Source organism: Citromicrobium bathyomarinum (assembly GCA_001306305.2).
Lineage (GTDB): Bacteria > Pseudomonadota > Alphaproteobacteria > Sphingomonadales > Sphingomonadaceae > Alteriqipengyuania > Alteriqipengyuania bathyomarina.
Genome location: CP155577.1, coordinates 2,906,844 through 2,932,444 on the forward strand (window position 1 = coordinate 2,906,844; position 25,601 = coordinate 2,932,444).

The 25,601-nt window shown below is 63.5% G+C and carries 35 protein-coding genes; 2 read left to right on the forward strand and 33 right to left on the reverse strand.

Annotated elements, in window-relative coordinates:
• Nucleotides 1-28: 28 nt before the first annotated feature.
• The 30 genes from VO57_014460 to VO57_014605 form a co-directional block, all read right to left on the reverse strand.
• Nucleotides 29-712 (reverse strand): SRPBCC family protein, encoded by a 684-nt coding sequence (locus VO57_014460; GenBank protein XBL69320.1) that lies wholly within the window; start codon nucleotides 710-712, stop codon nucleotides 29-31.
• Nucleotides 713-782: 70 nt separating this feature from the next.
• Nucleotides 783-1,430, reverse strand: a complete 648-nt coding sequence (locus VO57_014465; GenBank protein ID XBL69321.1) for an adenylate kinase — start codon at nucleotides 1,428-1,430, stop codon at nucleotides 783-785.
• A gap of 60 nt (nucleotides 1,431-1,490) precedes the next feature.
• Nucleotides 1,491-2,855, reverse strand: a complete 1,365-nt coding sequence (gene secY / locus VO57_014470; protein XBL69322.1) for a preprotein translocase subunit SecY — start codon at nucleotides 2,853-2,855, stop codon at nucleotides 1,491-1,493.
• Between the two features lie 106 nt (nucleotides 2,856-2,961).
• Nucleotides 2,962-3,495, reverse strand: a complete 534-nt coding sequence (gene rplO, locus VO57_014475) for a 50S ribosomal protein L15 (GenBank protein XBL69323.1) — start codon at nucleotides 3,493-3,495, stop codon at nucleotides 2,962-2,964.
• A 95-nt stretch (nucleotides 3,496-3,590) separates the two neighbouring features.
• Nucleotides 3,591-3,770: a 50S ribosomal protein L30 gene (gene rpmD / locus VO57_014480; protein XBL69324.1), complete on the reverse strand. Its 180-nt coding sequence runs from the start codon at nucleotides 3,768-3,770 to the stop codon at nucleotides 3,591-3,593.
• 6 nt (nucleotides 3,771-3,776) lie between these two features.
• Nucleotides 3,777-4,631, reverse strand: a complete 855-nt coding sequence (gene rpsE, locus VO57_014485; GenBank protein ID XBL69325.1) for a 30S ribosomal protein S5 — start codon at nucleotides 4,629-4,631, stop codon at nucleotides 3,777-3,779.
• Nucleotides 4,631-4,975, reverse strand: a complete 345-nt coding sequence (gene rplR, locus VO57_014490; GenBank protein XBL69326.1) for a 50S ribosomal protein L18 — start codon at nucleotides 4,973-4,975, stop codon at nucleotides 4,631-4,633. The genes rpsE and rplR overlap by 1 nt, the downstream gene beginning before the upstream one ends.
• Before the next feature lies 1 nt (nucleotide 4,976).
• Nucleotides 4,977-5,510 carry a 50S ribosomal protein L6 gene (gene rplF, locus VO57_014495; GenBank protein XBL69327.1) on the reverse strand — a complete coding sequence of 178 codons (534 nt, stop codon included), beginning with the start codon at nucleotides 5,508-5,510 and terminating at the stop codon, nucleotides 4,977-4,979.
• Nucleotides 5,510-5,905 carry a 30S ribosomal protein S8 gene (gene rpsH / locus VO57_014500; GenBank protein ID XBL69328.1) on the reverse strand — a complete coding sequence of 132 codons (396 nt, stop codon included), beginning with the start codon at nucleotides 5,903-5,905 and terminating at the stop codon, nucleotides 5,510-5,512. Before rpsH ends, rplF begins: the two co-directional genes overlap by 1 nt.
• A gap of 11 nt (nucleotides 5,906-5,916) precedes the next feature.
• Nucleotides 5,917-6,222: a 30S ribosomal protein S14 gene (gene rpsN, locus VO57_014505; protein XBL69329.1), complete on the reverse strand. Its 306-nt coding sequence runs from the start codon at nucleotides 6,220-6,222 to the stop codon at nucleotides 5,917-5,919.
• Between the two features lie 43 nt (nucleotides 6,223-6,265).
• Nucleotides 6,266-6,850, reverse strand: a complete 585-nt coding sequence (gene rplE, locus VO57_014510) for a 50S ribosomal protein L5 (GenBank protein XBL69330.1) — start codon at nucleotides 6,848-6,850, stop codon at nucleotides 6,266-6,268.
• Entirely contained in the window at nucleotides 6,843-7,163 is a 321-nt protein-coding gene (rplX, locus tag VO57_014515) for a 50S ribosomal protein L24 (protein XBL69331.1), read from the reverse strand. The genes rplE and rplX overlap by 8 nt, the downstream gene beginning before the upstream one ends.
• Nucleotides 7,163-7,531 (reverse strand): 50S ribosomal protein L14, encoded by a 369-nt coding sequence (gene rplN / locus VO57_014520; GenBank protein XBL69332.1) that lies wholly within the window; start codon nucleotides 7,529-7,531, stop codon nucleotides 7,163-7,165. Before rplN ends, rplX begins: the two co-directional genes overlap by 1 nt.
• A 61-nt stretch (nucleotides 7,532-7,592) precedes the next feature.
• Nucleotides 7,593-7,886 carry a 30S ribosomal protein S17 gene (gene rpsQ / locus VO57_014525; protein XBL69333.1) on the reverse strand — a complete coding sequence of 98 codons (294 nt, stop codon included), beginning with the start codon at nucleotides 7,884-7,886 and terminating at the stop codon, nucleotides 7,593-7,595.
• Between the two features lie 10 nt (nucleotides 7,887-7,896).
• Nucleotides 7,897-8,115: a 50S ribosomal protein L29 gene (gene rpmC / locus VO57_014530; GenBank protein XBL71349.1), complete on the reverse strand. Its 219-nt coding sequence runs from the start codon at nucleotides 8,113-8,115 to the stop codon at nucleotides 7,897-7,899.
• Nucleotides 8,112-8,546 (reverse strand): 50S ribosomal protein L16, encoded by a 435-nt coding sequence (gene rplP / locus VO57_014535; protein XBL69334.1) that lies wholly within the window; start codon nucleotides 8,544-8,546, stop codon nucleotides 8,112-8,114. The genes rpmC and rplP overlap by 4 nt, the downstream gene beginning before the upstream one ends.
• Before the next feature lie 21 nt (nucleotides 8,547-8,567).
• Nucleotides 8,568-9,263 (reverse strand): 30S ribosomal protein S3, encoded by a 696-nt coding sequence (gene rpsC, locus VO57_014540; GenBank protein ID XBL69335.1) that lies wholly within the window; start codon nucleotides 9,261-9,263, stop codon nucleotides 8,568-8,570.
• A 1-nt stretch (nucleotide 9,264) separates the two neighbouring features.
• Nucleotides 9,265-9,642 carry a 50S ribosomal protein L22 gene (gene rplV, locus VO57_014545; protein XBL69336.1) on the reverse strand — a complete coding sequence of 126 codons (378 nt, stop codon included), beginning with the start codon at nucleotides 9,640-9,642 and terminating at the stop codon, nucleotides 9,265-9,267.
• Nucleotides 9,642-9,917, reverse strand: coding sequence for a 30S ribosomal protein S19 (rpsS, locus tag VO57_014550; protein ID XBL69337.1), 276 nt, complete (start codon nucleotides 9,915-9,917; stop codon nucleotides 9,642-9,644). Before rpsS ends, rplV begins: the two co-directional genes overlap by 1 nt.
• An 8-nt stretch (nucleotides 9,918-9,925) precedes the next feature.
• Nucleotides 9,926-10,762, reverse strand: coding sequence for a 50S ribosomal protein L2 (gene rplB, locus VO57_014555; protein XBL69338.1), 837 nt, complete (start codon nucleotides 10,760-10,762; stop codon nucleotides 9,926-9,928).
• Nucleotides 10,763-10,779: 17 nt separating this feature from the next.
• Complete coding sequence (locus VO57_014560; protein ID XBL69339.1) at nucleotides 10,780-11,088, reverse strand: 50S ribosomal protein L23; 309 nt, start codon at nucleotides 11,086-11,088, stop codon at nucleotides 10,780-10,782.
• On the reverse strand, nucleotides 11,081-11,704 hold the full coding sequence (gene rplD, locus VO57_014565) for a 50S ribosomal protein L4 (GenBank protein XBL69340.1): 624 nt from the start codon (nucleotides 11,702-11,704) through the stop codon (nucleotides 11,081-11,083). The genes VO57_014560 and rplD overlap by 8 nt, the downstream gene beginning before the upstream one ends.
• A 2-nt stretch (nucleotides 11,705-11,706) precedes the next feature.
• Nucleotides 11,707-12,543, reverse strand: a complete 837-nt coding sequence (gene rplC / locus VO57_014570; GenBank protein XBL69341.1) for a 50S ribosomal protein L3 — start codon at nucleotides 12,541-12,543, stop codon at nucleotides 11,707-11,709.
• Nucleotides 12,544-12,865: 322 nt separating this feature from the next.
• A complete protein-coding gene (gene rpsJ, locus VO57_014575) occupies nucleotides 12,866-13,177 on the reverse strand; it encodes a 30S ribosomal protein S10 (protein XBL69342.1) in 312 nt (103 codons plus the stop codon).
• A 163-nt stretch (nucleotides 13,178-13,340) separates the two neighbouring features.
• Nucleotides 13,341-14,531 carry an elongation factor Tu gene (gene tuf, locus VO57_014580; GenBank protein ID XBL69343.1) on the reverse strand — a complete coding sequence of 397 codons (1,191 nt, stop codon included), beginning with the start codon at nucleotides 14,529-14,531 and terminating at the stop codon, nucleotides 13,341-13,343.
• Between the two features lie 95 nt (nucleotides 14,532-14,626).
• Nucleotides 14,627-16,759 carry an elongation factor G gene (fusA, locus tag VO57_014585; GenBank protein XBL69344.1) on the reverse strand — a complete coding sequence of 711 codons (2,133 nt, stop codon included), beginning with the start codon at nucleotides 16,757-16,759 and terminating at the stop codon, nucleotides 14,627-14,629.
• 120 nt (nucleotides 16,760-16,879) lie between these two features.
• A complete protein-coding gene (rpsG, locus tag VO57_014590) occupies nucleotides 16,880-17,350 on the reverse strand; it encodes a 30S ribosomal protein S7 (GenBank protein ID XBL69345.1) in 471 nt (156 codons plus the stop codon).
• A gap of 142 nt (nucleotides 17,351-17,492) precedes the next feature.
• Entirely contained in the window at nucleotides 17,493-17,864 is a 372-nt protein-coding gene (rpsL, locus tag VO57_014595) for a 30S ribosomal protein S12 (protein XBL69346.1), read from the reverse strand.
• Nucleotides 17,865-18,377: 513 nt separating this feature from the next.
• Nucleotides 18,378-19,424, reverse strand: coding sequence for a reverse transcriptase family protein (locus tag VO57_014600; GenBank protein XBL69347.1), 1,047 nt, complete (start codon nucleotides 19,422-19,424; stop codon nucleotides 18,378-18,380).
• Nucleotides 19,411-19,725 (reverse strand): helix-turn-helix transcriptional regulator, encoded by a 315-nt coding sequence (locus tag VO57_014605; GenBank protein XBL69348.1) that lies wholly within the window; start codon nucleotides 19,723-19,725, stop codon nucleotides 19,411-19,413. Before VO57_014605 ends, VO57_014600 begins: the two co-directional genes overlap by 14 nt.
• Before the next feature lie 704 nt (nucleotides 19,726-20,429).
• On the opposite strand from VO57_014605, the gene VO57_014610 reads away from it, so the two are divergent.
• Nucleotides 20,430-20,834 (forward strand): hypothetical protein, encoded by a 405-nt coding sequence (locus VO57_014610; protein XBL69349.1) that lies wholly within the window; start codon nucleotides 20,430-20,432, stop codon nucleotides 20,832-20,834.
• Between the two features lie 163 nt (nucleotides 20,835-20,997).
• Entirely contained in the window at nucleotides 20,998-21,141 is a 144-nt protein-coding gene (locus VO57_014615) for a hypothetical protein (protein ID XBL69350.1), read from the forward strand.
• Between the two features lie 43 nt (nucleotides 21,142-21,184).
• Here VO57_014615 and VO57_014620 read toward each other — a convergent pair whose 3' ends face one another.
• The 3 genes from VO57_014620 to VO57_014630 form a co-directional block, all read right to left on the reverse strand.
• On the reverse strand, nucleotides 21,185-21,868 hold the full coding sequence (locus VO57_014620) for a Fe2+-dependent dioxygenase (GenBank protein XBL71350.1): 684 nt from the start codon (nucleotides 21,866-21,868) through the stop codon (nucleotides 21,185-21,187).
• 23 nt (nucleotides 21,869-21,891) lie between these two features.
• Nucleotides 21,892-24,225: a TonB-dependent receptor gene (locus VO57_014625; GenBank protein ID XBL69351.1), complete on the reverse strand. Its 2,334-nt coding sequence runs from the start codon at nucleotides 24,223-24,225 to the stop codon at nucleotides 21,892-21,894.
• 231 nt (nucleotides 24,226-24,456) lie between these two features.
• Nucleotides 24,457-25,206 (reverse strand): PilZ domain-containing protein, encoded by a 750-nt coding sequence (locus VO57_014630; protein XBL69352.1) that lies wholly within the window; start codon nucleotides 25,204-25,206, stop codon nucleotides 24,457-24,459.
• Nucleotides 25,207-25,601: the final 395 nt, after the last annotated feature.

Sequence of the window (25,601 nt, forward strand, 5' to 3'; positions counted from 1 at the left end):
GTCGCGACCGAGCGGCCAACGAGGACGATCAGCGCCCTTCGGGAATGCCGGTGGTCGGCGTCTCCTCGCCCTCCCCGGTGCCTGCGCCGAACGCCGAATCGAACGAATCGCCGTCCTCTTCCTCTACTGCATCGATCGGGCCACCCAGCGCCTTGGCCAGGCCGAGGACCTGTTCGCCGATCACCCCGTCAACCGCCTTGGATATCTCGTCGATCTTGAACCGCATCGTTCCGCCGACGACGTATTCCCACGTGATCCGCGTGCCCGCAGGCTCACCCTCCTCGCCCTCGATCGGCTGAAGCGTGATCGTCATCACCCCGTCGACCGGCTCGCTCTGCAACGGCCCCAGCCCGCCCCGCATGCGCAGCACTTTGTGCGGCACTGCCTGCACCACCATCATGTGCTGAACGCTGCCCTCCAGCCCGAAGCTGTCGGGCCCGTCCTCGGCCGGGATCTTCTCGCAGAAGCAGCCCCCCGCCTGCGGCGTCAGGGTCATGTTCGATGCGTCGGCAGACCAGGTGTGGGCATCGTTCCACCAGTCGCCCGGCGCGATCAGCGCGAGCCACGCATCCTCGGGAGTGGCCTCGACATCGACCGCGTGACGGACGACGAAATGGGTGGGCGAGCTTTCGGTCACCTCGGCACCAGCAGGCACGGCGGCAATCAGCGGTGCGGCCAGCAGGGCCAGGGCTTTGGCGGCAGTACGGATCATCGAGAGGCTCCCTTTCACGCGCCCGCTATTCCACGGGCGCGCGGCAAAGGAAACCGCCTTAGGAGGCAGATCAGCCTTCCAGCAGCGCGTCGATGCTGGAGCTGACCTCTTCGATCGAGCCCATCCCGTCGACCCGCGCAACAAGGCCCTGCTCTTCGTAATAGGGCAGGATCGGCGCGGTTTCAGACCGGTAGACTTCCATGCGGTGACGCACGGTCTCTTCGTTGTCGTCGGGCCGGCGCTTGAACTCGGTGCTGCCGCACTTGTCGCACACGCCTTCGATCTGCGGCAGCTTGTGCCGGTCGTGATAGCCCTCGCCGCACGCGGCGCAGGTGAACCGGCCGGTGATCCGGTCGACCAGCGCTTCCTCGTCGACCTGGAGTTCGATCACCCGGTCGAGCTTGCGGCCATGCTTCGCGAGCAGCGCGTCGAGCTGCTCCGCTTGCGCACGGGTGCGCGGATAGCCATCGAAGATCGCGCCGGTATCGGCCGACATGGAGGCCAGCTCGTCGTCGATCAGCGCGGAGACGATATCGTCGGAGACGAGTTCGCCCGCGTCCATGATCGCCTTGGCCTGCTTGCCGACGGGCGTGCCCGCCTTGACCGCTGCGCGCAGCATGTCGCCGGTCGACAGCTGGCGCATGCCGTGATGATCGACGAGCCGGTGCGCCTGCGTCCCCTTGCCTGCGCCCGGAGGCCCCAGAAGAATGATGTTCATGATGCCTGTGTCCCCTCGCCACGCTCGATCAGCGCAGGCGGCTTAGAGGCAGCGGGCGCCTTAGCGCAACCGCCCCTTCAGCTTCGCCTTCTTGATAAGGTCGCCATACTGGTGTGCCAGCAGGTGTGACTGGATCTGGCTGATCGTATCCACCGTCACGTTGACCACGATCAGCAGGCTGGTGCCGCCGAGGAACAGCGGAATGCCGGTCTGCGCGATCATGTATTCGGGCAGCACGCAGACCAGTGTCAGGTACGCCGCGCCGACCACGGTAATACGGGTCAGGACGTAATCCAGATACTCTGCAGTCCGCTTGCCCGGGCGAATGCCGGGAATGAACCCGCCATTTTTCTTCAGGTTATCCGCAGTTTCCTCCGGATTGAACACCACCGCCGTGTAGAAGAAGCAGAAGAACACGATCAGGATCGCGTACAGCGCCATGTAGATGGGCTGCCCGTGCTGGAGGTAGAAGTTCAGCTGGTTGATCGTGCGCCCCACCCCGCTGTTGGGGTCGACCGAGCTGCCGGCGAACTGGCTGATCGTTAGCGGCAGCAGCAGCAGCGAGCTGGCGAAGATCGGCGGGATCACGCCCGAGGTATTGATCTTGAGCGGCAGGTGGCTGCGATCCGCCTGCATCATGCCGCGCTGGGTCGCACGCTTGGGATACTGGATCAGAAGACGGCGCTGCGCGCGCTCCATGAAGCTGATGAACAGGATCAGGCCGATGATCATGACGATAAAGCCGATGATCACGCCCGCGCTGATCGCGCCGGTCCGTCCGCCTTCGAACATGTTGCTCGCAAAGCTCGGGAACTGGGCGACGATGCCGGCCATAATGATCAGCGAGACGCCGTTGCCGATGCCGCGCGCGGTAATCTGTTCACCGATCCACAGCAGCAGCATGGTTCCGCCCACGAGGCTGATGACCGCGCCGATGCGGAACATGATGCCCGGGTCGACGACCGCCTGCAGCCCGCTCTGCGCACCATAGCTTTCGAGCCCGGTGGCGAGGAAGTAGCCTTGGATGACACACAGGAACACCGTGCCGTAGCGGGTGTACTGGTTGAGCTTCTGGCGCCCGGTCGCGCCTTCTTTCTTCAGCGCCATCAGCGTGGGATGCAGGGCCGAGGCCATCTGCACCACGATCGAGGCGGTGATGTAGGGCATCACGCCGAGCGCGATGAGGCTCATGCGCTCGAGGCTGCCGCCCGAGAAGGTGTTGAACAGGTCGAGCACGCCGCCGCGCGTCTGGTCGTACAGGTCGCCCAGGATCTGCGGGTTCACACCCGGCAGAGGGACGAAGCTGAGGAAGCGGAACGCGATCAGGGCAACGACCGTGAACCAGATCCGCTGGCGCAGTTCCGTCGCCTTGGAGAAATTCGCCAAACTGAGGTTGGACGCGAGATTATCGGCGCGTGATGCCATGAGAAAACCGTGATCCTGCAAATTCGACCGGGCTATGCCGGCTGCCGCAGAGAGAGATAGGTGTGGCGGGCGCGGTTGTCGAACCCCCGCGCCCGATTACCCGAAATCAGGCCTTGGAGCCCGCTTCCTTGTTCGCCTTGGTGCGAGCAGCCTTCTTCTCGTGTTCGGGCTGCTTGGCGGCGATGACTTCCACCTTGCCGCCGGCCTTCTCGACCGCTTCGATCGCGCCCTTGCTGGCGCCGGCCACCGTGAAGGTCGCCTTGGTGGTCAGCTCGCCCTTGGCCAGCAGACGCACGCCGTCCTTGCCACCGCGGGCCAGGCCTGCGGCCTTGAGCGCTGCGTGGTCGATGTCCTTCTTGGCGTCGAGCTTCTTGGCGTCGATGAACTTCTGGACCATGCCCAGATTCACTTCCGCGTAGTCCTTGCCGAAGGGGTTGTTGAACCCGCGCTTCGGCAGACGCATGTGCAGCGGCATCTGGCCGCCTTCGAAGCCCTTGATCGCGACGCCTTCACGGGCCTTCTGGCCCTTCTGGCCGCGCCCGCCGGTCTTGCCCTTGCCCGAGCCGATGCCCCGGCCGATGCGCATGCGGCCCTTGCGGGCGCCTTCGTTGTCGCTGATCTCGTTGAGTTTAAATGCCATGATGCACTCGCTTTCGCTTTTCTTCGCGCTGATAAAAATGGAAACGGCCCGCTACACCGAGCGGGCCGCCGCCGTCAATTCCAGTCGACGGGTGTTTAGCCCTCGACCACCTCCACCATGTGCGGCAGCTTTGCGATTGCGCCGCGCACTTCGGGGGTATCTTCCAGTTCGACCACCCGGTGCATCTTGCCCAGGCCCAGGCCGATCAGGATCTTCTTCTGGCTTTCGGGACGCCGGATGGGCGAGCCGATCTGCTTGAGCTTGATCTTAGCCATCAGTGATTACTCCGTGAGAGCCGCGGCATCCGCCTCGGCTTCCGCTTCGCTGGCGCCACCGCGCGACAGCAGGTCGGCGACCTTCTTGCCGCGACGCTGCGCCACCGACTTGGGCGAGCTCTGATCCTGCAGCGCATCGAAGGTTGCGCGGATCATGTTGTAGGGGTTGGACGTACCGACCGACTTGGTCACCACGTCGGCCACACCCAGGCTTTCGAACACGGCGCGCATCGGACCACCGGCGATGATGCCGGTACCCGGAGGCGCGGTGCGGACGGTCACCTTGCCGGCACCGAAACGGCCCTTGCCGTCGTGGTGCAGCGTGCGGCCTTCCTTGAGGGCGACGCGGATCATGTGCTTGCGAGCAGCGGCCGAAGCCTTGCTGATCGCCTCGGGCACTTCGCGGGCCTTGCCGTGGCCGAAGCCGACGCGGCCCTGGCCGTCGCCGACCACCACGAGCGCGGCGAACCCGAAGCGCTTACCGCCCTTCACCGTCTTCGAGACGCGGTTGATGTGAACCAGCTTCTCGATGATGCCGTCGTCTTCTTCCTCGCGCTTGCCGCGACGATCGTCACGGCCGCGACCACGACCGCGGCCACCATCACGGCCACCGCCGCGATTGTCGCCACCACGGCCACCACGACCCTGACGGGGCTGACCCTCGGCACCCTGTGCGGGGCTCTGGTTGTCGGCTGCTTCGGAAGGCGTGTCGGCGATCGCCGGCTCTTCCTTCGTCACCGCATGCTCGGTTTCCGCTTCCGCGACGTTTGCTTCGGCCTTGGCCTTCGCAACTTCGGGGGTTTCGGGAACGCCGGGCGCCTGCTCGGGCGTGCTTTCGGTGTTGTTTTCATCAGCCATCATCAGAACTCCAGCCCGCCTTCACGGGCGGCATCGGCCAGCGCCTTGACGCGGCCATGGAACAGGAACCCGCCGCGATCGAACACGACCGTGGTCACGCCCGCCTTCTTGGCGGCGTCCGCGATGTTCGAGCCGACCGTCTTGGCGGCGTCGATATTCGCAGTCGAGCCTTTCACGCCCAGCGTCGATGCGCTGGCAAGGGTCTTGCCGGCGGAATCGTCGATGATCTGCGCGTAAATGTGCTTGCCGGTGCGGTGGACCGACAGACGGGGCTTGCCACCGGCGTTCTTGCGAAGCGCGGTGCGCACGCGCTGGCGGCGGCGTTCAAAGAGGGAAAGCTTTGCCATCTTACTTCTTCTTCCCTTCCTTGCGGAAGATATACTCGCCCTGGTACTTGATGCCCTTGCCCTTGTACGGCTCGGGCTTGCGCCAACGGCGGATTTCAGCGGCGAACTGGCCAACGGCCTGCTTGTCGATCCCGCTGATGATGACCGTGGTCTGATCGGGCGTTTCCACCTTCAGGCCTTCGGGCACCGTGAGATCGACGTCGTGGCTGTAACCGAGCTGCAGCTTCAGGGTCTTGCCCTGGGCATTCGCACGGTAACCGACACCGCTGATCTGCAGCGTCTTGGAAAAGCCGTCCGTCACGCCTTCGACCAGGTTCGACACCATAGTACGCTGCATGCCCCAGTGGCTGCGCGCAGGCTTGCTGTCGTTGACCGGGTCGACCGCGATCGAGCCGTCTTCCAGCTTGTACGACACGAGGTCCGACAGGCCCATGGTGAGGGTGCCCTTGGGGCCCTTCACCGAAAGGGTGCCGTTATCGATCTTGGCCTCGACCCCACTCGGGATCGCAACCGGACGTTTACCGATGCGGCTCATCAGAACACCTCCGCCAGCACTTCGCCACCGACGTTCTGGCTGCGGGCTTCCGCGTCGGAAAGCACGCCGCGCGGCGTCGAGACGATCGTGATGCCAAGGCCATTGCGCACCGTCGGCAGCTCGCGGCTGGCCGAATAGATGCGACGGCCCGGCTTGGACACGCGGGCGACATGCTTGATCGCAGGTTCGCCTTCGAAATACTTCAGTTCGATCCGCAGCGCCTTGTGCTTGCCGGTGTCGTCTTCGCTGTAGCCACGAATGTAGCCTTCGCGCTGGAGCACTTCGAGCACGTTCGCGCGCAGCTTGGACGCCGGCGAAAGGACGGAGTCCTTCTTCGCCTGCTGGCCGTTGCGGATGCGGGTGAGCATGTCACCCAGGGGATCGGTCATAGCCATCTATCGATTCCTCACCAGCTCGACTTGGTCAGGCCAGGGATCATGCCCTTGTTGCCCAGGTTCCGCAGTTCGATGCGGTTGATGCCGAACTTGCGGTAGTAGCCGCGCGGGCGACCGGTCGTGGAGCAGCGGTTGCGGACCCGGGTCGGGTTCGCGTTGCGCGGGATTTCAGCCATCTTCAGGCGCGCGATGAGACGCTCGCTCTCGTCGAGCGAGGTATCGTCGGCAATCGCCTTAAGCTTTGCGTACTTGTCCGCGTACTTCTTGACGAGCTTCTTGCGACGCTCGTTCTTGTTGATGGAACTCAGTTTCGCCATTGGACTTAAGCTCTCTTCGTTTCTTGCTTCAGCGGAGAGCGGCTCACGCCGCCTCCTTCTCTTCGTCGGCCTTTGCTTCGGCCGGGAACGGGAAACCGAACAGGCGCAGCAGTTCGCGTGCTTCCTCGTCGGTCTTCGCGGTGGTGGTCACGATGATATCCATGCCCCGGACCTTTTCGATCTGGTCGTAGGAGATCTCGGGGAAGATGATCTGCTCCTTCAGACCCATGGCGTAGTTGCCACGGCCGTCGAAGCTCTTCGGGTTCAGACCACGGAAGTCGCGAATGCGCGGCATCGCGATCGTCACCAGACGATCGAGGAATTCGTACATCCGGTCACGACGCAGGTTGACCTTGCAACCGATCGGCATGCCGTCGCGCAGCTTGAACTGTGCGATCGACTTCTTGGCCTTGGTGATGACGGGCTTCTGGCCCGCGATCAGCGCCATTTCCTCGGCTGCGGTCTGGACCTTCTTCTTGTCCTGGCTCGCCTCGCCCACACCCATGTTGAGCGTGATCTTCTCGAGCTTGGGGACCTGAAGGCGGTTCGTGTAGCCGAATTTCTCGGTCATGGCCTTGACGATTTCGTTCTCGTACTTGGCCTTCATGCGGGGCGTGTAATCAGCCATCGATGGTCTCCCCGGATTTCACGGCGACGCGCACTTTCTTGCCGTCGCGTTCTTCGATGCGCACGCGGGTGGGCTTGCCGTCCTTGGGATCGGCGAGGGCAACCTTGGCGATGTGCATCGGCGCTTCGTAGCGATCGATCCCGCCCTGCGGGTTCGTCTGGCTCGGCTTGCGGTGACGGGCGATCATGTTGACGCCTTCCACCACGACCTTGCCGTCTTTCGGCAGAACCTGGGCGACCGTACCGGTCTTACCTTTGTCCTTGCCCGAAAGCACGACGACGTTGTCGCCCTTCTTGATCTTGGCCATGCCCATTACAGCACCTCCGGAGCAAGCGAGATGATCTTCATGAAGCCGCGGCCGCGCAGTTCGCGCACCACCGGGCCGAAGATACGGGTGCCGATCGGCTCTTCGTTCTTGTTGACGAGCACCGCGGCGTTCGAGTCGAAGCGGATCACGCTGCCATCGGGGCGGCGGACATCCTTCTTCGTGCGAACGATCACCGCACGGTGAACGTCGCCCTTCTTCACTTTCGCGCGCGGCTGAGCTTCCTTGACGGAAACCACGATCACGTCGCCGACGCTCGCGAACCGACGCTTAGAGCCACCCAGCACCTTGATGCACTGGACGCGCTTTGCGCCGCTGTTGTCCGCGACGTCGAGATTGGACTGCATCTGGATCATCGATCCGGTTCCTTCTCTTGGCTTGCCGGGACAGCTGCCCGGCAGTTCCTAAAACGTCTGTTTAGCTGTTGCTCGCGGCTTCGACGTCGAGGTCGGCATCAACCGCCTGTACGCCACCCGCGACGACCCGGTCCTTCACGGCCCAGGTCTTCGTCTTCGAGATCGGCTTGGTCTCTTCGATCCGCACGATGTCGCCGAGTTCGTACTCGTTCTTCTCATCGTGGGCGTGATACTTCTTCGAGCGCCGGATGATCTTCCCGTACAGCGGGTGCTTCACCTTGCGTTCGACAAGCACGGTCACGGTCTTGTCGGTCTTGGTGGAAGTGACCCGACCAATCAGAATACGCTTGGGCATGGTCTACTCCTTACGCCTTGCTCTTCGCCGCAGCGGCGCGGGTGCGCTCGCTCTGCAGCGTCTTGATGCGCGCGATCGTCCGGCGGACCTCCTGGACGCGAGCGGGACGCTCGAGCTGGTTGGTCGCTGCCTGGAAACGCAGGTTGAACGCTTCACGCTTGAGCTCGGTAAGCTCCGCGGTCAGCTGGTCGTCGCTCTTGGCGCGCAGATCTTCGGTGGTGCTCACTATTCGCCTCCCAGGTGCGAGGTGTCGCCCAGACGCGCGACAACCTTGGTCTTGATCGGCAGCTTCATGGCGGCACGTTCGAACGCTTCGGCGGCCAGCGGGCCGGAAACGCCGTCGAGTTCGAACAGGATGCGGCCCGGCTTCACGCGTGCGGCCCAGTATTCGACCGAACCCTTGCCCTTACCCTGCCGGACTTCGGCAGGCTTCTTGGACACGGGCACGTCGGGGAACACGCGGATCCAGAGCCGCCCCTGGCGCTTCATGTGGCGCGTGATCGCACGGCGGGCCGCTTCGATCTGGCGAGCGGTGATCCGCTCGGGTTCCATCGCCTTCAGCCCGTAAGAGCCGAAGTTCAGTTCGGTACCGCCCTTGGCATTGCCATGGATCCGGCCCTTGAAGGCCTTGCGATACTTGGTTCGTTTCGGTTGCAGCATGGTTCTTTCCTAATCCTGCAATCAGCGCGCCGGACGCACGCCGGAAGTCTGCGCTTCCATCATCAGGCGGTCCTGCGCGGTCGGATCGTGGGCGAGGATCTCACCCTTGAAGATCCAGCACTTGATGCCGATGATGCCGTACGCGGTCAGCGCTTCGGCTTCGGCATAGTCGACGTTGGCACGCAGGGTGTGAAGCGGCACGCGGCCTTCGCGATACCATTCGACGCGCGCGATTTCCGCACCGCCGAGACGGCCGCCGCAGGTGATCCGGATACCTTCGGCACCCAGACGCAGCGCGGACTGCACGGCGCGCTTCATCGCACGGCGGAAGGCCACACGGCGAACCAGCTGATCGGCAATGCCCTGCGCGACGAGCTTGGCATCGATTTCCGGCTTGCGGATCTCGACGATGTTCAGCTTCACTTCGCTTTCGGTCATGCGCGAAAGCGTCGTGCGCAGCTTCTCGATGTCGGCGCCCTTCTTGCCGATGATGACACCGGGGCGCGCAGCGTAGATCGAGATGCGGCACAGCTTGGCCGGACGCTCGATCACCACCTTCGAAATCGCGGCCTGCGGCAGCGAGTTCACGATGTGCTTGCGGATCTCGATGTCTTCCTTGAGCAGCTTGGCATAGTCACGCCCTTCGGCGTACCAGCGGCTGTCCCAGGTGCGGTTGATCTGCAGGCGCAGACCGATCGGATTGCTCTTCTGGCCCATCTTACGCTTCCTCGACTTCGCGCACGACGATGCGCAGGCGGCTGAAGGGCTTCAGGATGCGGGTCGACTTGCCGCGACCGCGCGTGTGAAACCGCTTCATCGTGATCGACTTGCCCACGCTCGCTTCGGCGACGACCAGTGCGTCGACGTCGAGATCGTGGTTGTTTTCGGCATTGGCGATCGCGGAGGCGAGCACCTTGCTCGCGTCCTTGGCCATCGCCTTCTTCGAAAAGGCGAGGATGTTCAACGCCTCTTCAGCCTTCTTGCCGCGGATCAGCTCGGCAACGAGGTTCAGCTTCTGGGCCGACCCACGGATCGTGGTGCCAACTGCCAGCGCCTCGTTATCGGCGACGCGACGGGGAGCTTTCTGCTTGCTCATCAGCGCTTGCCCTTCTTGTCTGCGGCGTGACCCGGGAAGGTGCGCGTGGGCGCAAATTCACCGAGCTTGTGGCCGACCATCTCTTCCGAGACGGACACGGGAATGAACTTGTGGCCGTTGTAGACGTTGAACGTCAGCCCAACGAACTGCGGCAGGATGGTGGAGCGGCGCGACCAGGTCTTGATCGGCGCGGTGCTGGCCTTTTCCTGTGCGTCCTCGGCCTTCTTCAGAAGGCTGAGTTCCACAAACGGACCTTTCCAAACGGAACGTGCCATTGCTGCGATTACCTCTTCTTCTTCGCGTGGCGCGAACGGATGATCATCTTGTCCGTCTGCTTGTTCTTGCGGGTGCGGGCGCCCTTGGTCGGCTTGCCCCACGGGGTCACCGGATGGCGGCCACCGCTGGTCTTGCCTTCACCACCACCATGGGGGTGATCGACCGGGTTCTTGGCGACACCGCGGGTAAGCGGACGACGGCCCTTCCAACGGGTGCGACCGGCCTTGCCGAAGTTCTGGTTCTGGTTGTCGGGGTTCGAGACCGCGCCAACCGTACCCATGCAATCGGCCCGCAGGTAACGCTGCTCGCCCGAGTTGAGACGCACGATGACCATGCCACGGTCGCGACCGACCAGCTGGACGTAGGCGCCTGCCGAACGGGCGATCTGCCCGCCCTTGCCCGGCTTCATCTCCACGTTGTGGATGATGGTGCCGACCGGCATGTTGCCCAGCGGCATCGCGTTGCCCGGCTTGGTGTCGACCCGCTCGCCCGCGATCACCTTGTCGCCAACGGCGAGGCGCTGCGGCGCGATGATGTAGGCCAGCTCTTCGTCGGCATACTTGATCAGAGCGATGAAGGCGGTGCGGTTGGGATCATATTCGATCCGCTCCACGGTGCCTTCCACGTCCCACTTGCGGCGCTTGAAGTCGATGTAACGATACTTCTGCTTGTGACCGCCCGCGATCCCGCGGCTGGTGACGTGGCCCTTGTTGTTGCGACCGCCCGTCTTGCGCTTGCCTTCGGTAAGCGCCTTGACCGGCTTGCCCTTGTAGAGCCCGGACTTGTCGACCAGGATCAGGCCGCGACGGGCCGGACTGGTCGGCTTGTAATTCTTGAGTGCCATGGTTCCGTCCTAGCTCCTCAGATGCCGCTCGTGACGTCGATGGAATCGCCGTCCTTGAGCGTCACGATCGCCTTCTTCATGTCGTTGCGACGGTAGGGCTTGCCCCGCCAGCGCTTGACCTTGCCCTTGGTGACGATGGTGTTCACCCCGGTCACCTTGACGTCGAACAGCGCTTCCACCGCATCGCGGATCTGCGGCTTCGTGGCGTCGTTCGCCACCTTGAAGACCACTGCGTTGTTCTCGCTCGCGAGCGTCGACTTCTCGGTAATGTGCGGCGCGAGGATCACGTCGTAGTGCCGCGCGTCGATTTCCTGCTTCTTAGCCATTGAAGCGCGCCTCCAGCTTTTCGACCGCATCCTTGGTGAGGACCAGCGTGTCGTGCTTCAGGATGTCGTAGACGTTGGCGCCGACCGCCGGGATCACGTTGACACCGGGCAGGTTGCCCGCAGCCATCTTGAAACCGTCGTTCACGCTTTCGCCATCGATCACCAGCACCTTGCCGTTGAACCCGGCCTTTTCGAAGTGACCCTTGAGGGCCTTGGTCTTGGCATCCTTCAGCTCGAGGCTGTCGACGATGACCAGGCCGTCCTTGGCCTTGCTCGACAGCGCCATGCGCAGGCCGAGCGAACGGATCTTCTTGTTCAGCGACGGGTCGAAGTCGCGCTTGCGCGCGCCGTGCGCCTTACCACCGCCGATGAAGATCGGAGCGCCGCGGTCGCCGTGGCGAGCGCCACCCGAACCCTTCTGGCGACCGAACTTCTTGCCGGTGCGGGCCACGTCCGAACGCTCACGCGTCGGGCGGGCGGTCCCGCGGCGCTTTTCCAGCTGCCACGTCACCACGCGATGAAGGATGTCGGCGCGAGGCTCGACACCGAACACGGCATCGTTGAGCTCGATCTCGCCGGCCTTACCGCCGTCGATTTTCTGTACCGCGATCTTCACGATCAGGACTCCTTGCCTTCGGTGCCTTCGGCGTCAGCCCCGGCATCCTGCTGCTGCATCAGCTTTTCCTGCTGCTCGGGCGTCACTTCGGTGTGCACCTCGTGCTCCGCACCGCTCTCGACCAGGCCGGCATCGGCATCGTCGCTCGAGAACTCGTCGGCGTTGCGACGCATCGCACCGGGGAACGGCGCGTCGGCCGGCATCGGCAGCTTCACCGCGTCGGCGACCAGCATCCAGCTGTTCTTCGCGCCGGGGACAGACCCCTTGACGAACAGCAGACCACGCTCGGAGTCCGTGCGGACGATCTCGAGGTTCTGCTGCGTGCGCTGACGGTCGCCCATGTGGCCGGCCATCTTCTTGTTCTTGAACACGCGGCCGGGATCCTGGCGGTTACCGGTCGAACCGTGCGAACGGTGCGACAGCGAAACGCCGTGCGTCGCGCGCAGACCGCCGAAGCCCCAGCGCTTCATCGCGCCGGCAAAGCCCTTGCCCTGCGTGTAGCCCTGCACGTCAACCTTCTGGCCGGCGATGAAGTGATCGGCGGTGATCGTCGCACCGACGGGAAGGAGTGCGTCCTCACCCTCGACGCGGAATTCCGCGACCTTCATCTTCAGGCCAACTTCCGCCTTCGCGAAAGCTTCGCGCTGCGGCTTGTTGACGTTTTTCTGCTTCGCTTCACCCGAACCGACCTGGACGGACCAGTAGCCGTCGCGGTCGGCGGTGCGGTTGGCGGTGACCTGGCACCCTTCCAGAGCGAGCACGGTCACGGGAACGTGCCGGCCGTCTTCCTGAAACAGGCGGGTCATCCCGACCTTCTTGGCGATTACGCCAGTGCGCATCGTTAAACTCCTAAACCAGAGGCACGAAGGGACCATTCCCACCGTGCGTGACGGGCCGTTATCAACGACCCCAGCCCGAAGTTTTGATGCATCGCCCGTCCGGGCTGATTGCGCCCATGCAGGAATGCATGAAGCGCGAGACGGGAGACGCAGCCCGGAGCATGCTCCGGCGGTATCTCAAGTGAGGAACGCCCGAAGGCCTTCCGAACGCGACCCTCGCAAGAGCGAGAACCCGTGCCGCACGAGGCGGACTTGAAAAATCGTCCGGTCGTTTAAAGTCCGACCGGAAGGACCAGCACCCGGCCTGGCCGGGCAGCCAAAATCAAGCCAGCTTGATTTCGACGTTCACGCCCGCGGCGAGGTCCAGCTTCATCAGCGCGTCGACCGTCTGGGCGTTGGGCTGCACGATGTCGAGCAGCCGCTTGTAGGTGCGCACCTCGAACTGCTCGCGCGACTTCTTGTCGATGTGCGGGCCGCGGTTCACGGTGAACTTCTCGATGCGCGTCGGCAGGGGAATAGGTCCACGGATGAGCGCGCCGGTGCGGCGTGCAGTATCCGCGATCTCGCCCGTTGCCTGGTCGAGCACGCGGTGGTCGAAGGCCTTGAGGCGAATACGGATATTCTGTGCGTCCATGTCCTAGTCTACCGATGCGAAAGAGCCAAGAAGAGCCACCCCGTCTGGGCCACTCTTCAAAAATAAAGAACCGCCCCACCAAACCGAAGTTTTCGGTGAGGGGCGGCCCTCGTGAAATCTGACCGGCGGGGAATCGAATCCCCCGCCGGTGGAAGCGCCTATATTAGACGGTGATCTTGCTGACAACCCCCGAACCGACGGTGCGGCCACCTTCGCGGATTGCGAAGCGAAGACCTTCATCCATCGCGATCGGCGCGATCAGCTTGACCGAGATGGTCACGTTGTCGCCCGGCATCACCATTTCCGTGCCTTCGGGAAGGATCACTTCGCCGGTCACGTCGGTGGTGCGGAAGTAGAACTGCGGGCGGTAGTTGGCGAAGAACGGCGTGTGACGGCCACCTTCGTCCTTCGACAGGACGTAGACTTCAGCGCTGAATTCGGTGTGCGGCGTAACCGTACCCGGCTTCGCGAGAACCTGGCCACGCTCCACGTCTTCACGGCCGATGCCGCGAATCAGGGCACCGATGTTGTCGCCGGCCTGACCCGAGTCGAGCAGCTTGCGGAACATTTCGACGCCGGTGACGGTGGTCTTCTGCGTGTCCTTGATGCCGACGATTTCGACTTCGTCGCCAACGTTCACGATGCCGGTTTCGACACGGCCGGTCACAACCGTACCGCGACCCGAGATCGAGAACACGTCTTCGATCGGCATCAGGAAGGCCTGATCGACCGGACGTTCCGGCTGCGGGATGTGCTCGTCAACGGCCTTCATCAGCTCGATGATCGAATCCTTGCCGATGTTGTCGTCGCGACCTTCGAGAGCGGCCAGCGCCGAACCCTTGATGATCGGAATGTTATCGCCGTCGAAGTCGTAGGCGCTCAGCAGTTCGCGAACTTCCAGCTCGACGAGCTCAAGGATTTCCTCGTCGTCGACCTGGTCGACCTTGTTCAGGTACACGACCAGCGCGGGCACGCCGACCTGACGCGAGAGCAGGATGTGCTCACGGGTCTGCGGCATGGGGCCGTCGGCAGCGTTCACCACCAGAATCGCGCCGTCCATCTGCGCCGCACCGGTGATCATGTTCTTCACATAGTCGGCGTGGCCGGGGCAGTCGACGTGCGCGTAGTGGCGCGCTTCGGTTTCGTATTCGACGTGCGCGGTCGAGATCGTGATCCCGCGCTCGCGCTCTTCCGGCGCCTTGTCGATGTTTGCGAAATCGACGGCCGCACCGCCATAGGTTTCAGCCATCACCTTGGTGATCGCCGCGGTCAGCGTGGTCTTGCCGTGGTCGACGTGACCAATGGTGCCGATGTTGCAGTGCGGCTTGTTCCGCTCGAACTTTTCCTTCGCCATTTCTCTTAATACCTCTGTCTTAAATGGGAATTTGTGCGGGAAAGAAGGCGGCGCCCGCTCAAAATCAGGCGCCGCCCCTAAACCGATCGCTCGCCTTAGGCAAGCTTCTCCTTGACCTCTGCCGCAACGTTTGCGGGCACTTCGTCATAGTGCGAGAACTGCATCGAGTACTGCGCGCGCCCCTGAGTGAACGAACGCAGCTCGTTGACGTACCCGAACATGTTGGCCAGCGGCACGAATGCCTCGACCGCCTGCGCGTTGCCGCGCGTGTCGGTGCCCTGGATCTGGCCACGACGGCTGTTGAGGTCACCGATGACGTCACCCAGATAGTCTTCCGGGGTCACGACTTCCACCTTCATGACCGGTTCCAGCAGCTTGATGCCTGCCTTCTGGGCCACTTCGCGCATCGCACCGCGACCGGCGATTTCGAACGCGATCGCGCTCGAGTCGACGTCGTGGTACTTACCGTCGATCAGACGGATCGAGAAGTCGATGATCGGGAAGCCGACCAGGTGACCGCTCTCGGCCTGCTCGCGGAAGCCCTTTTCGATCGCCGGGATGTACTCGCGCGGAATGTTACCGCCCTTGATCTCGTCGACGAATTCGATGCCTGCGCCGCGCTCACCCGGAGTGACGACGACCTTGACCTCACCGAACTGACCCGAACCACCCGACTGCTTCTTGTGGGTGTAGGTCACTTCGACTTCGCGGCCGAGGTATTCGCGGTAGGCCACCTGCGGCGCACCCACGTTGGCTTCGACCTTGAACTCGCGCTTCATGCGATCGACCAGGATGTCGAGGTGAAGCTCGCCCATGCCCTTGATGATCGTCTGACCCGATTCGTGGTCGGTGCTGACGCGGAAGCTGGGATCCTCGGCAGCCAAGCGGTTGAGCGCAACGCCCATCTTTTCCTGGTCGGCCTTGGTCTTGGGCTCCACGCTCAGCTCGATCACGGGCTCGGGGAATTCCATCCGCTCGAGGATGATCGGCTTGGCCGGATCGCACAGCGTGTCGCCGGTGGTGGTGTCCTTCATCCCCGCCAGAGCGACGATGTCGCCGGCGAATGCTTCTTCGATGTCCTCACGGTTGTTGGAGTGCATCAGCAGCATGCGGCCGATCTTTTCCTTCTTCTCCTTCACCGAGTTCAGGACCGAGCCCTTGCTGAGCTTGCCCGAATAGATGCGGGTGAAGGTGAGCGAGCCGACGAACGGGTCGTTCATGATCTTGAAGGCGAGTGCGGCGAACGGCTCGTCGTCCGACGACGGGCGGGTTTCTTCCACGTCGCTGTCGGGCAGCACGCCCTTGATCGCGGGCACGTCGAGCGGGCTCGGCATGTAGTCGACCACCGCGTCGAGCAGGGGCTGCACGCCCTTGTTCTTGAACGCGGAGCCGCACAGCACGGGCACGAAGGCGCGGGCCATGGTGCCCTTGCGGATCAGCTTCTTGAGCGTCGCCACGTCGGGCTCCTTACCTTCGAGGTACGCTTCCATGACGTCGTCGTCCTGTTCGACGGCGGTCTCGATCAGCTTCTCGCGGTATTCGGCAGCCTTGTCGGCCATGTCCTCGGGGATCGCGACGTGCTTGTAGCTCGCGCCCAGACCTTCCGATTCCCAGATGATCGCGCGGTTGCCGACCAGGTCGACCACGCCCTGCAGATTGCTCTCTGCGCCGATCGGCAGATAGAGCACCAGCGGGGTCGCGCCGAGGCGTTCGATGATGCTGTTCACGCAGTAGTAGAAGTCTGCGCCGGTGCGGTCGAGCTTGTTGATGAAGCACATGCGCGGAACGCCGTACTTGTCGGCCTGGCGCCACACGGTTTCGGACTGGGGCTCGACGCCCGCGACGCCGTCAAAGACCGCGACCGCACCGTCGAGCACGCGCAGCGAACGTTCGACTTCGATGGTGAAGTCGACGTGGCCGGGGGTGTCGATGATGTTGATCCGGTGCTTTTCCTGGTTCGCACGCAGGGCTTCGGGATCGGACATCGGGTCCATCGTGGGATCTTCGGCGGTCCAGAACGTGGTCGTCGCGGCCGAGGTGATGGTGATCCCGCGTTCCTGCTCCTGCTCCATCCAGTCCATCGTCGCGGCACCATCGTGCACTTCGCCGATCTTGTAGGACTTGCCGGTGTAGTAGAGGATACGCTCGGTCGTGGTGGTCTTGCCGGCATCGATGTGCGCCATGATGCCGATATTGCGATAGCGCTCCAGCGGATAGTCGCGGGCCATTGTCAATTCCTCGGAAGAGTCAGAGTGAGGGGGGAGCCGGATAAGCCACCCCCATATGGGGTCTTTTGTGACCGGTTGAAGACGCGCCCGCCGTATGCGCGGCGCGCCCTGCCCCGGATCCTACCAGCGGTAGTGGCTGAACGCGCGGTTCGCATCCGCCATGCGGTGCGTGTCTTCGCGCTTCTTGACCGCGTTGCCGCGATTGTTCGCCGCATCCATCAGCTCGCCCGAAAGACGCGCCGCCATGGTCGTTTCCGGACGACCGCGCGCGGCGGTGATCAGCCAGCGGATCGCCAGCGCCTGCGCACGCTCGGGGCGGACTTCCACAGGCACCTGGTAGGTCGCACCGCCGACGCGGCGGCTGCGCACTTCGACCTGCGGCTTGATGTTGTCGAGCGCGGCGTGGAACAGTTCGACCGGGTTGGCCTTCGCCTTGGTCTCGACCGTGTCGAGCGCGCCGTAGACGATCTTTTCCGCGACAGCTTTCTTACCATCGAGCATCAGGTTGTTCATGAACTTCGAGAGCACCAGATCCTTGAACTTGGGATCGGGCAGGATTTCGCGCTTCTCTGGGCGACGACGACGACTCATTTCAGTGTCTCCAAAATCTCAGATACGTCGGCCCGGACCTGATCCGGGCCAGTGCTTTTTCTTCCTGCGAATCGCCTTCATGCGATGGGGCGCAAAGGAAGAAGCACCACCCCGGATCGCGCCCGGGGTGACGGGGAATGGCTTACTTGGGCCGCTTGGCGCCGTACTTCGAACGGCTCTGCTTGCGGTCCTTGACGCCCTGCGTGTCGAGCACGCCGCGCAGCACGTGGTAGCGCACGCCGGGAAGGTCGCGCACACGGCCGCCGCGGATCAGCACGACGCTGTGTTCCTGCAGGTTGTGGCCTTCACCCGGGATGTAGCTGATGACTTCGCGCTGGTTGGTCAGGCGAACCTTGGCCACCTTGCGCAGAGCCGAGTTCGGCTTCTTCGGGGTCGTCGTATAGACGCGGGTGCAGACACCGCGCTTCTGCGGGTTCTGCTCCATCGCAGGGACCTTGCTCTTGGTCTTCTGCGGAGTGCGGCCCTTGCGGACCAGCTGGTTGATGGTGGGCATTAAATTCTCTCTTCTGCCTGTTTGCTCGAAAGGGCCTTCCCAACCCCGCCCATCCTGAGCTTGTCGAAGGATCGCACTTCTCTTCCTGCAAAGAAGAAGGACGGTGCTTCGACAGGCTCAGCACAGGCGAAACTGTGTCGGCCAGGGATGGCTTCGCGCTTGCGATCGAATGGAGGGTGTCGGGGCCGTGCCGCTTTCGATCGTCACCCCGGGCCCAAGGGAATGGGAAGCCGGGGTCCATCGAGCAAAGGACGCGCGCGCCGCATGGCGTGCCCACCTTGTCGCACGAGCCTGAAACGCTCCACCCGAACCCGCCCGCAAGGGACCACCCGGATTACTTTGACGGCTGCCCTGCCCAACCCGCTAGCGGGAAAACGAAAAGGCCATCGCGCATGCGACAGCCCCGGGACATAACCGGCAATGTTCAGCTCTATAAGCCTTGGCGAGAGCTAGGCCCTGCCTCGGTTGAGAGCGCGCTTAGTAGGATTTGGGGTTGGGGTCAAGGGAGAGCAGTCAGTCCCACGGGACATCAGAGGTTGTGACTCTGTCCTCAAATGACCCTTCAGCTTTCGGCCCTGTAACATACCCCTTCGCATCTAGCTTTGCGCGCCGCTGCCTCAGTGCCTGCATACGATCAGCGGCCTTACGCCCCTCCGGCGAACCTCGACCGAGATGATACCGATAGGTTCCCAGTGCACTAAGAAGGCTGTCGATAGCTTTCGCGCGCTCGACATCCGTCAGGTCTGTTCGAAGCAATGCGTAGCCGTCCCTCACCCGCTTCTGCAACGAAAATGGCGCATCAACGCGCCCAGCCCTGAGCGGGACGCCAGTGACCACCACAGGCTTTCCACCTTGAGCTCGACCAACCGAGCGAAATTTAATTTTGTGAGTTTTGAAGCCCTGCCTGCGGATCACAGCACGGACCGCATCTACTAATTCCCCTCGTACGAATTGACCCGAGATTGTCAGGTCATCGACCCAAAGCGACATCTTCAGGCCTCGACGACAGCATAAATCGTAGATCTCGTCGAACATGTGCCGGTGCACGTGAGTAGTCAGAACAGGACTAACGGGTGAGCCGAACGGCATCCTGCCATCTATTGCGATAAGCTTGACGAGCAGGCCCGCCACGTCACTTCTTAGGCCAGCCACGTAATACGCCCACCGAAAAATATGCTCGTCAGTGGTCGATGGATAGAACTGCTTAATATCTAAGCTAAGGAACTGGATTTGCTTAGCGTGATGCTCAGCATTGTCCCGTTGTGACCGACCCTTTCTAGGGCTAAAAAGGTAAGGCGGCTGCTTGATTTTGTTGAAGTGGAACTTCAACCTTTCGTGCACGGTACGTAGCTTTCCAACCGGCACCGCCAAATCCCGCATCTTGGAGCCAATTTTCTCTCGTTTTCGCTTGGTATAACGCTCCTTATCGCGGACCAGCGCTTCGAGTTGCTGCTTTTTCCAACCAATCAGCTCGGCAAGATCCCGTTGAGTAAGGTCTTGCGTCCACGGAGAGTCACGAAAGGAGTAGCGCTCGTATTTTTGTTGCCTACGCCGTTTCACGCTCTGTCGGCTTCATCTTATCAAGGAGCTGCAAGACCTTCTCAGCTACGATCAACTGACCGCGGCGAGCAATTGGTTCGCCTTCGATCTCTTCAGCAAAGAACAACAATTGCGACATCCGAATATCGACCGCGCGGCTGTAGGCTTCTAGTAGATCCATTGTTACGTTCTTCCGGCCCCTCTCAACGTCGGAGACCATTGATTGCGCAACTGAAAGTCGCTCTGCCATTTCGGCTTGCGAGTATCGACAGTAGAGACGGAGCAAGCGCAGCGCCTCGTTGATCATTGGACGCTTAGTCATGGTGCGGCTGTCCCGAGGTCATCAATTACTCGTGAAAAAAATTCTTCACCAAGACCGCTACCTGCCCGATCGCTATCAGCACCTTCATTACGAAGAGCCAACGCGAGGGGCCCGGCGGCGGGTGATGCCGCTGCGTGCGAGGATTGCTGCTCATTGGTCTTTCTCCTTTCGGCTACACCGGCAAGGAGTTGCCGGCGCCCGTAAGCCTGTCGGAGAACACTGTTCCGGAGCGTTTTTACCTCGGGGTTGCCGCGCCCGGTCCCGGGCGGGCGCGGCGCGACGCCACCCCCGGCCGAGACGCAGGTGGTAGTCGGGGAGAAAATCTCCCCACAGGGCCAAAGGCCCCAGCTTCTGACGGGATCAGTATGAGCTACCATCGCGAGAGCGTTACACCACACTGCAGCCTTTGGCGCAAGATTAAATATCGCTGAGGGCGATAATTCATCCACAAGCCGCCAAGAGCTGTCCTACTCCCCCAAATTCTGCAATCTAACTGCGGCTATGCCCCGAGATGAGCCTTTCGATGGTTCCGCCGAGGACCGTCGCCCGAACACGCCCTCCCCGAAATCTTCTTCGGAGTCTCCATGCGACCATGACGGGCGGCCCCCTCCCCCAACCCGCTGGCCCGCAAGCGAACCGTCTGCGCCCCCCCTGAAGGAGAGGGGGCTTGCAGCCGCAGGATTGCCCGGCAGGCCACCTCCGCCGTGGCCTACACCGGCGCCGAGCCCGACGCGGACGATCCGCTGCTCGCCTTCGCGCCCTATCTCCACCCGCACCCGCACCCCAACTCGATCACGCCCGAGCGGCAGCGGCGCTTTATCGCGACGCTCGCGGCCACCGGCATCGTCACGCAGGCGGCGCGCGAGTCATCTTTCTGCCTACCGCTCCGCTACATGAGGCGACGCGGCAAGAGCATGGAGGCGCGGTACAAATTGCGCACGAAGCCGGAGGCGGAGGGGTTTGCCGCGGCGTGGGATGCGGCGCTGGAGCGCGGGGTGCAGCGGCTCGAGGATTGCGCGCGTTTTTTGTGTGGCCTACCGCTTCGCTACTTGAGACCAATCGCGCGCGCACAAGATCGCTCGCAGGCGCTCAGACTTTTCGCTCTATGACACTGTGTCAAGTGTGTCAGGCACCGGCCCTCAAGCAGCAAAGCGGTAGGGCAACTCGGGTGCACAAGCCGGACAACGCGCTGCTGCGCTTCCTCCTCCAGCGTCGTCTGCCCCAGCGCTACGGCGTCCACAATCCCGGCCACCCATTCGATCGGGGCATCCGGTGTACGAGAGCATCCGCAGGCAAGTGCTGGAGGAACAGCGCCGCAAGCGCGCGGCGAACGAGCAGGCCGTGTTCGCCTCGATCGACCGGAAGCTGGCGCTGATCCGCGAGCGGGGCGAGGCCAGGAAAGGAGACGAAAGCTAACGCGATCCCTTACCTGCACAGGTTCGGTGCGTTCGGGTCGGCCTCAGCTCTGCGCCCAGCGGCGCACGAGGTTGTGGTAGAGCTGGGTGAGCTTGAGCACTTGGGCGTCGGTCGCGCCGCGATCCGCGCTCAATGCCTGGACGCTGGTGTCGAGGTCGTACAGCATCTCGCGCGCCGCGTTGTCCGCCACCAGCGATTGCAGCCACAGGAAGCAGCTCACCCGCTCGCCCCGCGTCACCTCGGCCACGCGGTGCAGCGTGGTGGAGGGGTAGAGCAGCAGCGAACCGGCGGGGTACTTGTGGCTCTGCGTGCCGCTGTCGTCCTCCACCATCAGCTCGCCCCCGTCATACTCCTCCGGCGGGGTGAGGAAGAGGGTCGCGGACAGGTCCGTGCGGATGCGCGCGCCGGTGGCCGCGTGGTAGCGCACGGCGTTGTCGACGTGCAGGCCGAAGGTCTCGCCCGGCCCGTAGCGGTTGAACAGCGGCGGGAAGATAGTGTGCGGCAGGGCGGCGGAAAGGAAGGTGGCGCTCTCCATCAGCGCGCTGCTGACGACCTGCTGGGCGGCGCGGGCGGCCTCCCCATCCTCGGGCAATTGCCGGTTGCGCTTGGCCTGGGCTGCGCCCGCTCCGCTGGTCGCGTTGCCATCGACCCACGGCGCGGCGAGGAGGCGGGCACGCAGGTCCGCCGCCTCCTCGCTCGTGAGCACATCGGGGATGTGCAGCATCATCATCGCAGCCTCGCTTGCGCCTGTCAGAAGTTGGCGGTCAGCGTGACGAAGGCCGACCGGCCCGGCGCGATATAGCTGAACGGCGAGCCGGAGCGATAGATCGCATCGTAATAGCGCTTGTCCGTCAGGTTGAGCACGTTGACCCGCGCCTCCAGATTGTCGCTGATGCGATAGCGCGCGACCGCATCGAACCGGGCGTATCCCGGCACCATCGCCGTGCCTGCGAGCTGGCTGCCGCCATACATCTCGTCCTGGTAGTACACCTGGCCGCCGATCTCGAACCGGCTGGTGACCATCACCGTCGCGAGCAGCTGCGCGGTGTGCTGCGGGATGTTGGCGAAGCGGCGGCCGACATTGTCCGGGTTGGCCGATTCGGTGATCGTCGCGTCGGTGTACGTATAGCCGCCGAACAGCTGGAGCGTGTCGGCGATGGAGCCGGCGAAGGTCAGCTCCACGCCCTGCGAGCGCAGCGTGCCCACATTGGTGTAGGGCTGCCCGCGCCCGCCGCTTTCGCGCGCGTTCTCCTTCTCGATCCGGAACGCCGCTGCGGTCAGAAGAAGGTTGCCGCCGAACAGTTCCGCCTTGGCGCCCGCTTCCCACGAGGTGTTCTGCTCGGGCTGGAAGTCGATCGTGTCGGTGCTGATCCCGTCATAGCTCGCCCCCGCCCCGTCGAGCTGCTCGCCGCTGGGGTTCGAACTGGTCGCGTAGGAAACGTAGAGGGTCGAGGAGGCGGAGGGCTTGTACACCGCCGAAGCCTGCCAGTTGAAGAAATCCGCGCTGTAGCTCAGCGATTGCGCAGGCTGCGGGCCGAAGAACCCGTCCGACGGGGGGCTGTAATAATCGACATCGAAGGTATCGAGCCGCCCGCCGAGGACCACGCGGAACGCGTCGGTAAACTTGATCGTGTCGACCAGATAGGCCCCGAAATTGCGCGCTTTGGTAACGGTCGGCCCGGTCTGCGTATCCGGCCCGATCGGGATGTCGTAGCCCAGCACCGGGTCCGGATCGAACAGGTCGTAGACGAACCCGCCTGGCACCGCGATGACATTGCCCTGCGCATCCTCGACCGCAGACGGAACGTCGAGCCGGTAGGCGTCGATCCGCTCGTCGCTGAAATCACCGCCGAGCACGATTTCGTGCGTAATCCCGCCGGTGCGCGCGGTCGCAGTCGCGTAAGTGCTGTTCGCCCAGTAGGAATTGTTGCGCCAGCTGCTCTTCATCGCGGGGCTGACGGTAAATTCGCTCTCTGGCACCGGCACGCCGCCGCTGCGCGGGCAGTCCCCATTGGCGTCGCGTTGCACGGTGCACAGCTTGGGCTCGCTCACCGCATAGCGGTTCCAGGTCTCGCCATAGCGGGTGATCGAGTGGAACGAGAGGTCAGCAATCGGGCTCCATTCGATCTCGACCGTGCCGATATCCGCGCCGTTGGAGATGAAGTCGCGGCCCACCACGCCGTAGAAATTGTCGCGATCGACCAGATAGGGCTGCTGCGTGGTCGAATCGAACGGGTGGCCGTAATCGGGCACCCCGTCGAGCCGGTAGAGATAGTAGTCGGCATTGATGCTGAGCGTGTCGGTGATCGCGAGGGTGCCCGCGATCGCCCCGCCGTAGCGGCGCGCACCGACATAGTCGCGGCCGGGCGTATCGGCATCGTGATACAGGCCGTTGACGCGGATCGCCGCCACGTCGCTGAGTTCGTAGTTCGCATCGATCGTGCCGCGGTAATAATTCTCGGTCCCCACGCCGCCCTCGGCGACGACGAAGTCGTTGCCGAACTGCGCGCGCTTGGACTGCAGGCTGACCAGGCCGCCGGTCGTCCCGCGTCCGCCGAACACCGCGCTGGGGCCCTTGATCACCTCGATCTGCTCGACCGCGAAGATCTCGCGGCTGGTCACGCCGGGATCGCGCAGACCGTCGATATAGACGTCGTTGCGCGCTTCGAACCCGCGGATGAAGATACGGTCGCCGAAGGCATTGCCGCCCTCGCCCGTGCCCAGCGTCACGCCCGGCGTGCTGCGGACGATCTCGCGGAAGCTGGTCGCGCCGATATCCTCGATCACTTCCTTGGTGATGACGGTCTGCGACTTGGGCGTGTCGAGCACCGAGTCGGTGAACTTACCGTCGCTCGATTCCGCCTTGTAGGGCGCTTCGGGCTCCGCATTCACGTTCACGTCGGGGCGCTGGCCGGTGACAACGATATCGGGATTGCGCTGTTCGTCGGCGTGGGCCGGAACCGCGATGAACGCCGCGCCGAACGCGCCGGCGAGCAGCGCGGTGCCCTGTCCGCTGGCCGAGGGGCGAACGGCGGAGCGGCGGGTGGACGGGCGTGAACCACGGAAAAAATTGGAATCGGACAAAAAAACCTCCCTGAAGCTGGGAGACGCTATTGCGAGTGCGTAGCATTAGTGCAAGTCCAATTCGCTACGGTCCGGTCTTTTCTTCCTCACTGCATCGCTGATGCCACGATACCGCGTGCAGACGGGGTGGCGGCGGGCGCATCCACACAGGCGGCCACGCAAACTGCCACGCAAGGTCATCAGCCTGCGTGGTTTGACGTTTGCGGCAGACAGCCTCTTGCTGGCGGTGTTCTAGAGGAACCGGCGCAGCGGTACTTTAGGGCCGGACGGAGGCTGCGGCCCCTCGTCGTCCATCTCCGGCTCGCGCTGCGGGGCAGGTGCGCCCGGGTCGGCCGGGGTCGGCCGGGTCATCACGCGCGCGCTCGGCCCCTCGCCTTCGACCAGCTGCATCAGCTTGGCAGGGGGCAGCGGGCGCTCGAAGCGGATACCCGCAACCTCTCCATCAATCCGCACCAGCGTGGCGTTGTGCAGCGCCTGCCCGCCCAATTCGATGGTGCACAAGGTGCCCGGCGCAATGCCCTGAAGCCCCTTCGCCGCGAGGCCCGTCAACGAAATATCGGTCAGTTCGCCCCAATGGCCGCGGCAGGCGGCCCACACCCGCACCGGCACCCGCACCGGGATGCGCGTGGCGCGCTGACGGGGCACCGCAAGCGGCTGCGGCGGGCCGGAAATATTGGCGAGGCCCAGCCGGTTGCCCTTGACCCAGGCGACCCGCGCCTCGACCTGCGCGATCCCGTCCCACCAGTAGACGACCGCGTCGCCGGGATTCACCGCGACCAGCGCCTCCAGCATCGCGCCGCCATCGCTGACATTGCGCAGGATCGCAGGGTGCGCCTCTCCCCGAACCATCAGGCAGGCGAGTTTGAAGGTCGCAATCTGCCGCTCGTTCTTGCGGCGATCGGCCCCCTCGGCGACCTCTCCATGGTCTGCGCCAGCCGCCTGGCCGCGCTGATAGTCGGCGATGTTCGTCAAGTTCGACATTCCTGAAACCCATGGTGTCTCGGTTGGCACGGCGGGCGGACGCAAAGCCCCCCCCGCCGCTTTGCTAGCGGACCATGGTTAGGATCGGGTAACCGGACGGACGGGTATTTATCTCTCGCGCTTTGGGCACCCAGATTCTGTGCCCTAGACCATTGCTGCAGCGCGCAGGGGCTGCCCTGCAGAACGCCGAAAAGGGGCCGGACGCACTGCAGGGCAGCCATGCTCCGCCCCGCTTTATATCGCAGGGGACGGAGCGGCGATGACATGCGTCCCGGAGCCACGGGGTGATGGTGGCTCGCCGGGTTGGCCTTGGGGAAGGGTTCGGGACCGCATGCCATGCTCTGCGTTGTGACCTATTCAAGCATTACAGGGCAGTGTTTCACGGCGAACGTCAC

Excerpts from the sequence above, each read along its gene's own strand:
- rpsC (XBL69335.1), bottom strand. The coding sequence starts at position 9,263 with ATGGGCCAGAAGAGCAATCCGATCGGTCTGCGCCTGCAGATCAACCGC.
- rpsH (XBL69328.1), bottom strand. The coding sequence starts at position 5,905 with ATGGCTATGACCGATCCCCTGGGTGACATGCTCACCCGCATCCGCAAC.
- VO57_014620 (XBL71350.1), bottom strand. The coding sequence starts at position 21,868 with ATGATGCTGCACATCCCCGATGTGCTCACGAGCGAGGAGGCGGCGGAC.
- secY (XBL69322.1), bottom strand. The coding sequence starts at position 2,855 with ATGGCATCACGCGCCGATAATCTCGCGTCCAACCTCAGTTTGGCGAAT.
- VO57_014605 (XBL69348.1), bottom strand. The coding sequence starts at position 19,725 with ATGACTAAGCGTCCAATGATCAACGAGGCGCTGCGCTTGCTCCGTCTC.
- VO57_014630 (XBL69352.1), bottom strand. The coding sequence starts at position 25,206 with ATGTCGAACTTGACGAACATCGCCGACTATCAGCGCGGCCAGGCGGCT.
- rplV (XBL69336.1), bottom strand. The coding sequence starts at position 9,642 with ATGAGCAAGCAGAAAGCTCCCCGTCGCGTCGCCGATAACGAGGCGCTG.
- rpsJ (XBL69342.1), bottom strand. The coding sequence starts at position 13,177 with ATGGACGCACAGAATATCCGTATTCGCCTCAAGGCCTTCGACCACCGC.
- rplP (XBL69334.1), bottom strand. The coding sequence starts at position 8,546 with ATGCTGCAACCGAAACGAACCAAGTATCGCAAGGCCTTCAAGGGCCGG.
- rplE (XBL69330.1), bottom strand. The coding sequence starts at position 6,850 with ATGGCTGATTACACGCCCCGCATGAAGGCCAAGTACGAGAACGAAATC.
- rplX (XBL69331.1), bottom strand. The coding sequence starts at position 7,163 with ATGGGCATGGCCAAGATCAAGAAGGGCGACAACGTCGTCGTGCTTTCG.
- rpsL (XBL69346.1), bottom strand. The coding sequence starts at position 17,864 with ATGCCCACCATCAACCAGCTGGTCCGCAAGGGCCGCACTCCGCAGAAG.
- VO57_014560 (XBL69339.1), bottom strand. The coding sequence starts at position 11,088 with ATGGCTAAGAAGCAGGAAATCGACGCGCGGCACTACGACGTGATCCTC.
- fusA (XBL69344.1), bottom strand. The coding sequence starts at position 16,759 with ATGGCCCGCGACTATCCGCTGGAGCGCTATCGCAATATCGGCATCATG.
- rpmD (XBL69324.1), bottom strand. The coding sequence starts at position 3,770 with ATGGCTAAGATCAAGCTCAAGCAGATCGGCTCGCCCATCCGGCGTCCC.
- tuf (XBL69343.1), bottom strand. The coding sequence starts at position 14,531 with ATGGCGAAGGAAAAGTTCGAGCGGAACAAGCCGCACTGCAACATCGGC.
- rpsQ (XBL69333.1), bottom strand. The coding sequence starts at position 7,886 with ATGCCCAAGCGTATTCTGATTGGTCGGGTCACTTCCACCAAGACCGAC.
- rplF (XBL69327.1), bottom strand. The coding sequence starts at position 5,510 with ATGAGCCGCATCGGTAAACGTCCGGTTGCGATCCCGAGTGGGGTCGAG.
- rpsG (XBL69345.1), bottom strand. The coding sequence starts at position 17,350 with ATGAGTCGTCGTCGTCGCCCAGAGAAGCGCGAAATCCTGCCCGATCCC.
- rplC (XBL69341.1), bottom strand. The coding sequence starts at position 12,543 with ATGCGCACTGGCGTAATCGCCAAGAAGGTCGGGATGACCCGCCTGTTT.
- rplB (XBL69338.1), bottom strand. The coding sequence starts at position 10,762 with ATGGCACTCAAGAATTACAAGCCGACCAGTCCGGCCCGTCGCGGCCTG.
- rpsN (XBL69329.1), bottom strand. The coding sequence starts at position 6,222 with ATGGCGAAACTGAGTTCCATCAACAAGAACGAGCGTCGCAAGAAGCTC.
- rplR (XBL69326.1), bottom strand. The coding sequence starts at position 4,975 with ATGGCAAAGCTTTCCCTCTTTGAACGCCGCCGCCAGCGCGTGCGCACC.
- rplO (XBL69323.1), bottom strand. The coding sequence starts at position 3,495 with ATGGCATTTAAACTCAACGAGATCAGCGACAACGAAGGCGCCCGCAAG.
- VO57_014460 (XBL69320.1), bottom strand. The coding sequence starts at position 712 with ATGATCCGTACTGCCGCCAAAGCCCTGGCCCTGCTGGCCGCACCGCTG.
- rpsE (XBL69325.1), bottom strand. The coding sequence starts at position 4,631 with ATGATGGCTGATGAAAACAACACCGAAAGCACGCCCGAGCAGGCGCCC.
- rplN (XBL69332.1), bottom strand. The coding sequence starts at position 7,531 with ATGATCCAGATGCAGTCCAATCTCGACGTCGCGGACAACAGCGGCGCA.
- rpsS (XBL69337.1), bottom strand. The coding sequence starts at position 9,917 with ATGGCACGTTCCGTTTGGAAAGGTCCGTTTGTGGAACTCAGCCTTCTG.
- VO57_014465 (XBL69321.1), bottom strand. The coding sequence starts at position 1,430 with ATGAACATCATTCTTCTGGGGCCTCCGGGCGCAGGCAAGGGGACGCAG.